The 12,263-nt window shown below is 71.1% G+C and carries 11 protein-coding genes; 2 read left to right on the top strand and 9 right to left on the bottom strand.

Features of this window, described 5'->3' with window-relative positions; translation table 11 throughout:
• Window positions 1–171: 171 nt before the first annotated feature.
• Window positions 172–981 carry a hypothetical protein gene (locus tag JDY09_RS03860; protein ID WP_274717723.1) on the top strand — a complete coding sequence of 270 codons (810 nt, stop codon included), beginning with the start codon at window positions 172–174 and terminating at the stop codon, window positions 979–981.
• Between the two features lie 303 nt (window positions 982–1,284).
• Window positions 1,285–2,100, top strand: coding sequence for a hypothetical protein (locus JDY09_RS03855; protein ID WP_274717721.1), 816 nt, complete (start codon window positions 1,285–1,287; stop codon window positions 2,098–2,100).
• Between the two features lie 75 nt (window positions 2,101–2,175).
• Here the strand turns inward: JDY09_RS03855 and metK are convergent, their stop codons facing one another.
• The 9 genes from metK to JDY09_RS03810 all read right to left on the bottom strand — a co-directional run bounded on the left by metK (window position 2,176) and on the right by JDY09_RS03810 (window position 12,242).
• Window positions 2,176–3,420, bottom strand: coding sequence for a methionine adenosyltransferase (metK, locus tag JDY09_RS03850; RefSeq protein WP_274717719.1), 1,245 nt, complete (start codon window positions 3,418–3,420; stop codon window positions 2,176–2,178).
• A gap of 103 nt (window positions 3,421–3,523) precedes the next feature.
• The gene (gene der, locus JDY09_RS03845; RefSeq protein WP_274717718.1) at window positions 3,524–5,599 is read right to left on the bottom strand and encodes a ribosome biogenesis GTPase Der; all 2,076 of its coding nucleotides are present in this window, start codon (window positions 5,597–5,599) and stop codon (window positions 3,524–3,526) included.
• A gap of 40 nt (window positions 5,600–5,639) precedes the next feature.
• Window positions 5,640–6,944, bottom strand: a complete 1,305-nt coding sequence (gene aroA, locus JDY09_RS03840) for a 3-phosphoshikimate 1-carboxyvinyltransferase (protein WP_274717717.1) — start codon at window positions 6,942–6,944, stop codon at window positions 5,640–5,642.
• Window positions 6,945–6,976: 32 nt separating this feature from the next.
• Window positions 6,977–8,050, bottom strand: a complete 1,074-nt coding sequence (locus tag JDY09_RS03835) for a prephenate dehydrogenase/arogenate dehydrogenase family protein (protein WP_274717716.1) — start codon at window positions 8,048–8,050, stop codon at window positions 6,977–6,979.
• A 16-nt stretch (window positions 8,051–8,066) separates the two neighbouring features.
• A complete protein-coding gene (gene aroF / locus JDY09_RS03830) occupies window positions 8,067–9,098 on the bottom strand; it encodes a 3-deoxy-7-phosphoheptulonate synthase (RefSeq protein ID WP_274717715.1) in 1,032 nt (343 codons plus the stop codon).
• A 273-nt stretch (window positions 9,099–9,371) separates the two neighbouring features.
• The gene (hisC, locus tag JDY09_RS03825) at window positions 9,372–10,493 is read right to left on the bottom strand and encodes a histidinol-phosphate transaminase (RefSeq protein ID WP_274717714.1); all 1,122 of its coding nucleotides are present in this window, start codon (window positions 10,491–10,493) and stop codon (window positions 9,372–9,374) included.
• Window positions 10,494–10,509: 16 nt separating this feature from the next.
• Complete coding sequence (gene aroH, locus JDY09_RS03820) at window positions 10,510–10,875, bottom strand: chorismate mutase (protein ID WP_274717713.1); 366 nt, start codon at window positions 10,873–10,875, stop codon at window positions 10,510–10,512.
• Between the two features lie 50 nt (window positions 10,876–10,925).
• Window positions 10,926–11,441: a VOC family protein gene (locus tag JDY09_RS03815; RefSeq protein ID WP_274717712.1), complete on the bottom strand. Its 516-nt coding sequence runs from the start codon at window positions 11,439–11,441 to the stop codon at window positions 10,926–10,928.
• 93 nt (window positions 11,442–11,534) lie between these two features.
• Window positions 11,535–12,242 (bottom strand): pseudouridine synthase, encoded by a 708-nt coding sequence (locus JDY09_RS03810; protein ID WP_274717711.1) that lies wholly within the window; start codon window positions 12,240–12,242, stop codon window positions 11,535–11,537.
• Between the last annotated feature and the right edge of the window lie 21 nt (window positions 12,243–12,263).

The raw sequence follows: 12,263 nt of genomic DNA, 5'->3' as shown, positions 1-12,263 counted from the left end.
CAGGGCGGAGGGCTAGGATGCGCGAACAGGTGAGAGCGGACGGTCGGCGACGGGGGCGTCGGCACAGTCCGCAACCGCGTCGCCCGCGCCGCGACTTTCGGGACGGGCGCGTGTTGTAGAGCGAAAGAGCCCCCTGGTCGGTTTGTCCACAGCAGCGCAAGGAGGAGAACGATGCGATCGAAACGGAGACTGGCGCTCGGCGCAGCGCTCGCCTTGGTCGCGAGTCTCGTCGTAGCGGCGGTTGCCTACGCGGCGAACGTGTACCGCGCCGACGGCTTCGGCAAGCCGTACGGCTCGGGTTCGCCGAAGAAGCCGCTTCCCAAGAACCTCGTCATCGAGTACTGGGTTGACAGCGACGACAACACCGTGCCGGTGCCGGTGAAGTCGTACGAGTTCCGCATCCAGGGCGGCACTCAGTTCGCCAAGTACTTCCCGACCTGTCCAGACAACCAGGTCAACAACCCCGACCCAAACGTCCTCGCCCAGAAGTGCAAGAAGGCGCGGGTCGGCAAGGGCACGGTGATCGCGACGATCGGCAAGGCTGGCCAACCGCTCGCGCAAGCGGCGGGCACCTGCCAGATCGATCTGGTGATGTACAACATGTCGCGCGGCCGCGTGGCGCTGCGTCTCGACCCGGCGCAAGGGCCGTTCCAGGCGCCGGCGACGATTCCTTGCCCGATCAGCGGCCAGTCGATCATCGCCAAGTGGACTAAGCCGCGCGTGCGTCGCAAGCCGTCGAGCGGTCTCAAGTTCACGGTGCCGCAGGAGCTGCTGCATCCGGGCGGTCTCGACGTGCCGGTGCGCTACGTGAAGAGCGAGATCTTCCGCCAGACGCGGGTGGTCCGCATTCGCGGTAAGCGCGTGCGTGTCCCCTACATCGGCTCGATCGCCTGCGACAGCAAGAAGTACCGCTACGCGCAGGTGGTGTTCACCGGCGAGGACGGCAAGTCGGTGACGGTGTCGCGGCGCGTGCGCTGCTAGCGCACGAGCGCGAGTCGTCTCCGCTCGTTCCCGTGCGGGCGGAGGGTGCGGGAGCCCGGACCACGGTCCGGGCTCCTCGCTTTTTCCGGCCTTTCGTCGCGTCCGGACCGCTCTCGACCGGATCGCCCGCACCGCCCACGGCTCGGTTCCTCCTTGACATCGCCGCATGCGTCATGAAATGTTGTTACATCGAACGTTGCCGTGTCGGCGCTTCGCGGGACGCGCCGGAGCGAGCGACGTCTTGAGGGAGCGAGAGATACGCCACCTCTGCTGGCGTGATCGCAAGGAGGAGGAAGGAGGACGATGCCAAGCGCGTCATCGCACCGGCCGCGGCGGTCCGTGGTCGCCGCCGCGGCGTCAGCCGGGGCGTTGGCGGCTGTGGCCCTCGCCGCAGCGGCGAGCGGCGCCGTCGACGCCCAGAACCTGATTACGGTCAAGGGCAGGGGTCTCCCCTACGGGTCAGGATCGCCTACCAAGCCGCTAGCGAAGGATCTCTCCTTCAGCGCCGAGATCCATCCGCCTGGCGGCGTGATCGTCGCCCCGCTCGAGCGCTACCGCATCGTCATCCAGGGGGGGCGCGTGTTCCCGAAGATCGCCGGGCGCTGCACGCTGGCGCAAGCCTCGAGCGGAGACCACGCCAAGGTCTGCAAACGGGCCAAGGTCGGCACCGGCACGATCGAGGTGTGGTATGGGGTGCCGGGCGAGCCGGTCGCCACGACGCCGACCTGCAACCTCGCTACCACCTTCTACAACACCGGCACCGGGTTGGCGATCCGGCTTGATGTCAGCCCCGACCCGCCGTGTCCCGTCCAGTCGCCGCCCCAGAACGTGCTGCCAGGGCGTTTCATCACGCCGCGACTGGGCGGCAAGCCGGCGGGCGGGATCGAGTTCACGGTGCCGCCCGAACTGCGCCACATCGCCGGGCTCACAATCCTCGTCAAGCGACTCGATGGGCGCTTCCGTCGGATCGTCGGCAAGGCGCGCGTCGCCGGCCGCACACGCAAGGTCGGCTACTTCTCGTCGATCGCCTGCCAGAACCGAAAGCAGCGCCTGGTCGAGGTGAGCGGGGTCGACGAGAACGGCCGCTCCTACGTAGCGCGCACCCGCGTCCGCTGCTGAGGCGCTGCCGACCAGGAACCGCACGGTGAGCGGCGCGCCACGGCGCGCCGCTCACCTCTTTCCGGACGTCTTTTCCTAGGCGCTCGCCGGCGCTGCGTCGCGCTCGAGCCCAGCCTGGGTGCGCAGCGCCTCGGCCTTGTCGGTGCGCTCCCAGGTGAACTCCGGCTCCTCGCGACCGAAGTGCCCGTACGCTGCCGTTTTGCGGTAGATCGGGCGGTGCAGGTCGAGGTGCTTGCGGATCGCGAGCGGCCGCAAGTCGAAGTTCTCGTCGATCAGCTCGAGGATCCGTGCCTTCGGCACGCGCTCGGTCCCGAACGTCTCGACCATCAGCGAAACCGGACGGGCGACCCCAATCGCGTAGGCGACCTGCACTTCGCACCGATCAGCTAGCCCCGCGGCGACGACGTTCTTAGCGACGTAGCGCGCCGCGTAGGCAGCCGAACGGTCGACCTTCGAGGGGTCCTTGCCCGAGAAGGCACCGCCGCCGTGGCGAGCCATGCCGCCGTAGGTGTCGACGATGATCTTGCGGCCGGTCAGTCCGCAGTCGCCCATCGGGCCGCCGATCTCGAACTTGCCGGTGGGGTTGACGAGGAAGCTGCGCTTGAGCTGTGCCTCGTCGAACATGTCGCCGTAGCGCTCGCCGAGCACCGGCAGCACCACGTGCTCCCACAGATCGGGCTTGATGTCGCGCTCGGCGTCCTTGCCCTCGGCATGCTGCGTCGAGATCAGCAGCTTGACGATCTCGACCGGCCGCTCGTCGACGTAGCGCACGGTCACCTGTGTCTTGCCGTCGGGACGCAGGTAGTCGAGCGTGCCGTCCTTGCGCACCTCGGCCAGCCGGCGCGCCAGCGTGTGCGCGAGCTGGATCGGCAGCGGCATCAGCTCGGGTGTTTCGCGCGTGGCGTAGCCGAACATCATCCCCTGGTCGCCGGCGCCGGCGATGTCGAACTCGTCGGCCTCGCCCTTGCGCGCCTCGAGCGCCTTGTTCACCCCCTGCGCGATGTCAGGCGACTGCTTGTCGATTGCGCACAGCACCGAGCAGGTGTGGCAGTCGAAGCCGAAGGCGGCGTCGGTGTAGCCGATCTCGCGGATCCGTTCGCGCGCGATCTCGACGAAGTCGATGTGGGCGTCGGTGGTGATCTCGCCCGAGATGATCACAAGGCCGGTGTTGACGAGCGTCTCGCACGCCACGCGCCCGTCCGGGTCCTCGGCGAGGACAGCGTCGAGAACCGAATCGGAGATCTGGTCGGCGATCTTGTCGGGATGCCCCTCGGTGACCGACTCGGAGGTGAAGAGGAACTCGTTTTCGCTCAGACGCATCTGTTCTCCGTGATTGACCGCTTGACAGTGACGCAGAGGTGGGAGAGGTGCCGCTCGCAAGCATCCGTCCGGCAGCGCGGCGGGTTCGCGCTTGCGCCGACCTTCAAGATACCCGCCTGCGGCCACGCGCGGAAGCGGGTCGCCGCCCGGAGCGCTCGCGCAGGTCGATAACCAGCGGCACGCCTTCGAGAGCGAACCGCTCGCGCAAGCGGTTTTCGAGGAAAAGGACCCAGTCGCGGGCCACCAGCGACCGGTCGGAGACCTGCAGGGCGAAGCGCGGCGGTGCGGTGTCGTACTGGGTGAAGTAGTAGGTACGCAGGCGCTTGCCCCGCACCGCTGGCGACTGGCGCGCCGCGACGACCTCGGCGAGGAACCGGTTCAGAACCGGCGTCGGCAAGCGCTCGTGAACGCGTGCCGCGAGCTCGAGCGCGGTGGCGACCAGGCGCTTCAGCCCGCGCCCGGTGTGGGCCGAGACGGCGATCACCGGCGGGCGCTGGCGCAGGCGCGCGGCCACGCGTGCCTTCGCCTCCTCGATATCGCAGCGCGTCGCGTCCCACTTGTTGAGGGCGATCACCGTCGCGCAGTGGGCGCGCATCGCCAGCTCGGCGATGCGCAGATCGTCGCTCGTGACGCCCTCGCTGGCGTCGCAGACGACGATCGCCACGTCGGCGCGTTCGGCCGCGCGCTCCGAGCGCAGGCGGGCGTACCACTCGGCGGGCTGGTCGATACGCCCGCGCCTGCGGATGCCCGCGGTGTCGACGAGCACGAAACGCCGCCCGGCGAACTCCACCTCGGTGTCGATCGCGTCGCGTGTGGTGCCCGCGATCGGGGTCACGACCACCCGCTCGTCGCCGAACAGGCGGTTGAGCAGCGACGACTTACCGACGTTCGGGCGGCCGATCAGTGCGAGCTGCGGCAGACGGTCGGGCGCAAAGGCGGGTGCGCGCTGTGGGGCCGCCGTGGCAGCGCCGGCTGGGGGCGGCGCGGCGGCGGCTGTTTCCGGTGGCGGGACATCAGGGGCGGCTGCCGGGGGCGGCAGCAGCGCGACGATGCGGTCGAGCAGATCGCCGCTGCCGAGCCCGTGGATCGCCGACACCGCGAGCGGCTCGCCGAGCCCGAGCCGCCAAAACTCCTGGGCGAGACCGACCTGGCGGACATCGTCGATTTTGTTGGCGACGACGAGCGCCGGCTTGCCGGCGCGCGCCACCAGTCGCGCAAGCTGGGCGTCGCCGGGACGCAGCCCGGCGCGCGCGTCGCACACGAGCAGCACGACATCGGCTTCGGCGAGGGCACGCTCCACTTGCGCGCGTACCTGGCGTTGGATCACGCCGTCGTCGGCCTCGTCGACACCGCCTGTGTCGACCAGCACAAGCTCGTGCCCTCCCCACTCGGCCGTGACCTCTTTGCGATCGCGCGTCACGCCCGGCGCCGAGTCGACGACCGCCTCGCGCACGCCCGCCAGGCGGTTCACGAGCGTCGACTTGCCGACGTTCGGGAAGCCGACGACCGCGACGCGCGGGCGACCGTCGCGACTGCGCCCCCCACCCCCAGCAGCAGCTTCGCTCTTGCGCGCAACGAGAGCGGCGATCCGCGCGACGACGTCGTCGAGCGACAGCGCTGTGGTGTCGATCGTGACCGCGTCGCCGGCCGGGCGCAGCGGCGAGTGCTGGCGCTCGCTGTCGCGGCGGTCGCGCACCTCCTGCTCGCGCAGAACCTCCTCGGGGTCGCGGCCAGTGTCGGCGGCACGGCGGCGCGCGCGCTCGCGCGCGTCGGCGTCGAGAAAAACCTTGATCTCGGCGTTCGGCGCTACGACCGTGCCGATATCGCGCCCCTCGGCTACCCAGTCTCCATCGGCAAGAAGCTCACGCTGCTTGGCGACGAGCGCCTCGCGCACCGCCGGGTCGGCGGCGATCCGCGACGCCGCCTCGGCGACGTCGGCAGTGCGGATCGCGGCGGTGACGTCGACGCCGTCGAGGAGAACGCGGCCGTCGGGGGCGAACTCGATCCGCGCCGCGCGTGCAACGTCGGCGGGGGCGCGGTCGGGCTGCTGGCTCGCGGCGAGCGCCGCCGCGCGGTACATCGCACCGGTGTCGAGGTAGCGGAAACCGAGGCGCTCGGCGAGCGCCCGCGCAACGGTGCTCTTGCCCGCGCCAGCGGGGCCGTCGATCGCGACGATCATCGCCGCAAGGGTACGGCCCGAACAGCGCCGACAGCGGCCGCTAGCGCCCGCACAGAGATGCGAGGTCGGCGACGAAGTCCGGGTAGGAGACGGCAGCGGCCTCGATCCCCCGCACCACCACGCCTTCGCGGGAGGCGAGCCCCGCGACCGCCCCGAGCATCGCCAAGCGGTGGTCGCCGTGGGCGTCGACCACCCCGCCGCGCAGCGGCGCGCCGCTGCCGCGCACCACGAAGCCGTCGGGGAGCTCCTCGATGTCCGCCCCGAGCGCGCGCAGGTTGCTGCAAACAGCGGCGATGCGGTCGGACTCCTTGACGCGCAGCTCGCCAGCGCCACGCACGACCGTCTCCCCCTCCGCAAAAGCTCCCAGGAGCGCGACGAGCGGCAGCTCGTCGATCGCCAGCGGCACCTCGTCGGGACCGACCGTGGTGCCTTCCAGCGGCCCTGCCGCCACGTCAAGCTCGCCGATCGGCTCGTCGGCGGCGAACGCCCCGGCCGCTTCACGCTCGCCGACCAGCACCGCCCCCATCCGCTCGGCGATCGCGAAGAAACCGCAGCGCGTCCAGTTGAGCCCAACACCGCGCACCACGAGCCGCGACCCGGGCACGAGGATCGCGGCCGCCACCATGAACGCCGCCGAGGAAGGATCGCCCGGGACCTCCACCGTTTCGAGCTCGAGCTCGTCGACCGGGCACACCCGCAAGGCGTGTCCGTCTTTCGTGAACGGCACGCCGGCGCGGGCGAGAAAGCGCTCGGTGTGGTCGCGGCTCGGCACCGGCTCGACGACCTCGGTGGCACCCTCCGCCAGCAGACCGGCGATCAGCACGCACGACTTCACCTGGGCGCTCGCGATCGGTAGCTCGTAGCGGATGCCGTGCAGTCGGCCGCCTGTGACCATGAACGGGGGGAAGCGGCCGGCGCGCATCTCGATCTCGGCCCCCATCGCAGCGAGCGGACGCGCTATGCGGTCGACGGGCCGACGACGGATCGACTCGTCCCCGTCGATACGCCAACTGCGCCCCGGCTGGCCGGCCAGCCATCCGGGCAGCATGCGCATCAACGTGCCCGAGTTGCCGACGTCAAGCAGCCCCCCGGTGGTTTCGAGCGCCCCGCGTAGACCGACGCCGCGCACAAGGAGCTCGCCATCGCGCCGCTCGACCCCCGCCCCCAAGCGCTCGAGCGCCTCGAGGGTCGAGCGGGTGTCGGCAGCGTCGAGGTAGTTGCGGATCGCCACCGGCTCGTCGCACATCGCCGCCAGCAGGGCGGCGCGGTGCGAGATCGACTTGTCGGCGGGCGGCACGTACTCGCCGCGCACCGGGCCGCTCGGTTCGAATCTGCGTTCCGCCATCTCAGCGCCGCGCCATCACCGCTGTACGCCTCTCAGCGCTCCGCCACCGCGAAGCCGAGACCTTCGATCACCTCGCGCGCCCGGTCGGCCTGCTCGTCGCCGGCCACCCACACCGTGATCGCACCGGAGCGCATGTCGGCCGCGGGCGCCAGCGCGAGGTCGGCGATGTTTACGCCCGCCCGGCTCAACCCGAGAGCCACCTGCGCCACCACGCCGGGCCGGTTCGGAACCACGAACGCGAGCTCGTGCAGCGGCCCCTCGGCGAGGTCGCGCTCGACGAGCGTGCGGCGAGCCGCGCGCGCCCGCTCGTTCCAGTCGCGCACCCAGCCCGGATCGCCGCGCCGCAGCGCCGCCACCACCTCGCCGAGCGCGGCGCGTACACGCTCGACCTCGTCGGCGATCGCGTCGCGGTTGGCGAGGTAGATGTCGGTCCAGATGTCGCTGTTGGCGCCCGCGACACGGGTGGCGTCGCGCAAGCTCGGCGCTAGCGGCGGCACCGGCTCGCGCTCGCGCTCGGCAGCGCAAGCGGCGTTCACCGCGAGCACGTTGGCTAGCACGTGCGGAAGATGACTGACCGCCGCGACCAGGCGATCGTGGCGGTCGGCGTCGATCGCCACTGGCCGCGCACCGAACGTGACGATCAGCCGGTGCAACCGCTCGTAGAGGATGCCCGAGCTGTGGGGGGTCGGCGTAAGGTACCAGACGGCGCCGTCGAACAGGTCGCCGCGTGCGTGCTCCACGCCGGCTGTCTCTGCGCCCGCCAGCGGATGGCCGCCGATGAACCGCTCGTCGCGGCTGGCGCGAGCGAGCGGCGCCTTCGCCGACCCGACGTCGCTCACCACGCAGTCGCGCGGCGCCGCCGCGAGCGCCGCTGCGGCGAGGTCGGCGAGCTGCCCCACCGGCGCACAAAGAAAGCACGCCCCGGCGCCTGCTAGCGCCTCGGCGAGCGACGGCGCGGCCTCGTCGAGCGCCCCCCGTTCGCGCGCCCGGGCGAGCGCGTCGGGAGCGGGATCCCAACCGACGACCGTGGCGTCGGGAACACGCTGGCGCGCGGCGAGCGCGATCGAACCGCCGATCAGGCCGACGCCGAGAACCGCGATCCGCACCGCGCGCCAGGCTTCCCTACACGCCCGCCTGGATCGTCTTGCCGGCGAGCTCGGCCGCCTGCTCGACGCGGCGCAGATAGTCGGCGAAACCCTCGGTGCGCAGCTGCTGGGGGCCGTCGCAGACGGCTTCGTCGGGGCACGGGTGGACCTCGACGATGAGACCGTCCGCCCCGGCGGCAGCCGCCGCGAGCGACAGCGGTTCGACGAGCGAACGGCGCCCCGCGGCGTGGCTCGGGTCGACGATCACCGGCAGGTGCGTGAGCTCCTTGAGCACCGGCACCGCCATGAGGTCGAGCGTGAAGCGGTAGCTGGACTCGAAGGTGCGGATGCCGCGCTCGCAGAGGATGACGTTGGGGTTGCCCTCCTTGAGCACGTACTCGGCCGCCATCAGCAGCTCGTCGAGCGTGGCCGCGAGGCCGCGCTTGAGCAGCACTGGCTTGCCGGCGCGCCCGACCTCGGTGAGCAGCGTGTAGTTCTGCATGTTGCGCGCACCGAGCTGGACGACGTCGGCGACCGCAACGACGCGCTCGACGTCGCGCACGTCCATTACCTCGGTGACGATCGGCAGACCGGTCTCTTCCTTCGCCTCGCGCAGGAGCTCGAGCCCTGCCTCGCCGAGACCTTGGAACGAGTACGGCGACGTGCGCGGCTTATAGGCGCCGCCGCGCAAGAGTTGCGCGCCGGCGTCACGCATCGCCCGTGCCGCTTCGAGCATCACCTCGCGCGACTCGACCGTGCAAGGACCGGCGATGACCGCGAAGTGGTCGCCACCGATGCGGCGCCCGTCGACGTCGATCACCGTTCGCTCGCCGTGGCGGAACTGCGCCGACGCGAGCTTGTAGGGGCGCATGATCGGCATCACGCGGTCGACAGCGGGATGGTCCTCGAGCCCGAGACCGGCCACCTCGTCGTCGTGGCTGCCGATCGCCCCGATCACGGTCACGAACTCGCCCCGCGAGATGTGTGCGCGCGCCCCGACCGACTCGATGCGCTCGACGACCTCGGCGATTTGGTCGTCGGTCGCTCCCTCTTTCATCACGATCATCATCGCTCTGTCGCTCCTGCCTCCTGGAAGACTACGTCGGCTCGCTTGCCGTGAACTTTCGGCCCGCTGCGCGGCGACGGCCGCGGTCGGCGTCCGGCGGGTGCGGGCGAGACCTCTCGGGCGCCGGACGCCTAGCTAAATCGCCAATACCAGCGGTAGTAGCGCGCCGACCCGGGCACGCGCGCAGCGGCGGCCTCGCCGGCACGAGGCGTGCGAGCTCGCCGATCGCGGGGTCGCGCAAGGTCGCCCATTGCTTGCCGTACAGATAGCAGAGCGCTAGCGGTTTCGCGACACCGGGCGATCTGCACGATCACCGCCGCCAGCAGCGAGCGCCGCGTCAAGCGCGGCGAGGAAGCGGTCGTTCTCGGCGCGCGTGCCGAACGTGACGCGCAGGTGGCCAGGGCCGCCGAGCGCGCTGCCGGCGCGAACGATCACCCCGCGGCGCGCCAGTTCGTCGCAGATAGCGCGGTCATCGCGACCGCCGAGCTCGACCCAACAGAAGTTGGCCTGGCTGTCGGCGACGCGCAGGCCGCGCGCGCGCAGTTCCCCGACGACGTGCTCGCGCTCCACGGCTGTGCGCTCGACGCGGCGCTCGACCTCGTCCTGGAGGTCGATCGCCACCGCCGCGGCCGCTTGCGCCAACGTGTTCACGGTGAACGGCTGGCGCACCTTCTCGCAGGCGATGCGGAAGCTCTCGGGCCCGATCGCGTAGCCGCAGCGCAGGCCGCAAAGGCCGTAGACCTTCGAGAAGGTCCGCAACAGCACTACGTTCGGGTAGCGGCGGACCAGCTCGAGCGACTCGTCAGGATCCTGCAGCGTCGAGAACTCGACGTAAGCCTCGTCGACAAGCAAACAGACGTGGCGCGGCAGCGCAGCGGCGAGCTCGTCGATCGCGTCGAGCGGCAGCGCGGTGCCGGTGGGATTGTTGGGGTTGCAAACCAAAACCAGGCGCGTGGCGGCGGTCACCTCGCGGGCGAGCGCGTCGAGGTCGTGGCGGTCGTCGCTGTCGAGCGGCACGCGGATCTCGCGCGCGCCGGTGAGCGCAGCGAGCTGGGGGTAGACGGAAAACGACGGCCAGGCGAACACCACCTCGGCACCCGGCTCGAGGAGCGCCTGCGCGGCGCCGAGCAGGATCTCGCACGAGCCGTTGCCGACGACGATCATCTCGCTCGGCACGCCGCAGCGAGCAGCGATTCGCCGGCGGAGCTCGCTCTTGTCGGGGTCGGGGTAGCGGTTTAGCGTTGCGAGCCGGTCGGCGATCGCTTCGCGTACCGCTGGCGGCGGTGCGAACGGTGTCTCGTTGGAGGCCAGCAGTACGAGATCGCGACCGTCGCCGTAGGCGTCGGCGGCCGGGTAGTAGGGAATCGCTTCCAGACGGCGGTTGAACTCGATCGTCACGGACCCGACCCCCACGCTACTGGGCGGCGCTGAGATCGCTTCGCAACGACGCGGCCTCGCGCAGGTAGACGTGCCGGGGCTCGGTGCCCGGCCGCAAGTAGCAGTGCACGAGAACACGCACGGTCCGCGGCAGCGACCCGGGCACGCCGATCTCTTGCGCACAAAGAAGCGGAACGCGGTCGAGCCCCAGACGGCGGGCGGCGACCGCCGGGAACTCGGCGTCGAGGTCGGGCGTGACCGTGAAGATGCAGCTGACGAGATCGTCGGGGGCGAGATCGTTGCGCGCGAGCAGCTCGCGCATCAGCTCCTCGGTCGCGTCGAGGATCGCTTCGCTCGTGTTCTCGGTCGCGGTGGTCGCCCCGCGCAGCGCACTTAGCCGCACGCTCGCGATTCTTCCAGACAGCCCGCGCACGACCCGCGCGATGCACGGGCCTACCGCTCGGCTCTGCTGTCGCTCTGGCCGCGAGGGTGCGCCTCCGCGAGCAGCGACGCCAGATCGAGGGGACGCGTGTACATCGCCACCCCGTCACCGTCGCGAGCACGCGGCCAGAGCTCGCGTGGACGGTCCCAATACAGCTCGATGCCGTTGCGATCGGGATCCTCGAGATACACCGCCTCGCTGACACCGTGGTCGGCGGCACCGACCAGCGGTACGCCGAGCGCGAGCACGCGCTCCACCGCCCGGGCCAAGGCGGAGCGTGTCGGATAGAGGATCGCGAAGTGGTAGAGGCCCGTGCTCCCCGCCGGCGGGGGGCTCCCACCGCGGCTCTCCCAAGTGTTCAGGCCGATGTGGTGGTGGTAGTCGTCGGAGGCGAGGAAAGCAGCCTCGGAGCCGAAACGCTGGCGCACCCGGAAGCCCAGCACGTCGCGGTAGAAGGCGACCGCTCGCTCAAGATCGGACACCTTGAGGTGGACATGACCTATCCGTGGCGAGGCGGAGCCGCGCACAGTGAGAGAGCGTACGACCTCTTCGCTTCGGGTCCACCCCGTCCGTGCCAACAGCCCGCCGCGACCCGACCGCGCGCTGCAGCGCGCCCCGCGCTACACGAGCCCTGCGGCGCGCTTGAGGAGCGCGATTTCGCGCTCCCCGAGACGCCGTGCCCGGCCGCGCCCGAGCCCGAGGGCGGCGAGATCGAGGGGGCCTATGCGGATCCGTTCGAGCTCGACGACGCGGCGACCGACCGCGTCGAGCATGCGCCGCACCTCGCGCTTGCGCCCCTCGCCCATCACGATCTCGAGCTCGCCGCGACCGACGACGCGCGCCCGCAACGCCCGCGCCGGACCGTCGTCGAGCCGCACACCCCGCTCCAGCCGCTCGGCGAGCGAGCGATCGACGCGCGGCGGCACGACGCGCACGCGGTACACGCGCTCGACGCCGTAACGGGGGTGCATCAGGCGCTCGGCGAGCCTCCCATCGTTGGTGAGGACGAGCAGGCCGGTCGAGTCGGCGTCGAGACGGCCGACCGGGTACAGGCGCCGCGGCGAAGGCACAAGATCGACGACGGTCGGCCGCCCCTGCGGGTCGCGGGCGGTCGAAACGACCCCGCGCGGCTTGTTCAGCACCCACACCTCGAGCGGTTCGGGGCGCACCGCCCGACCGTCGACCGTAACCTCGACACCCTGCTCGACGTGGCGCGCGGGATCCGTGACCGTTTGGCCAGCGACCTGGACACGCCCGGCGCGCACGAGCTGCTCGCTCGCGCGCCGGGAGGCGACACCACAGCGGGCGAGGTACTTGGCGAGTCGCACGGCCGCGAGAGTGCCACACTC

It is taken from the genome of Thermoleophilum album (assembly GCF_028867705.1).
GTDB lineage: Bacteria > Actinomycetota > Thermoleophilia > Solirubrobacterales > Thermoleophilaceae > Thermoleophilum.
Note: the sequence above shows the minus strand (reverse complement) of the source record. Positions and strands in the feature narration are given on the sequence as shown.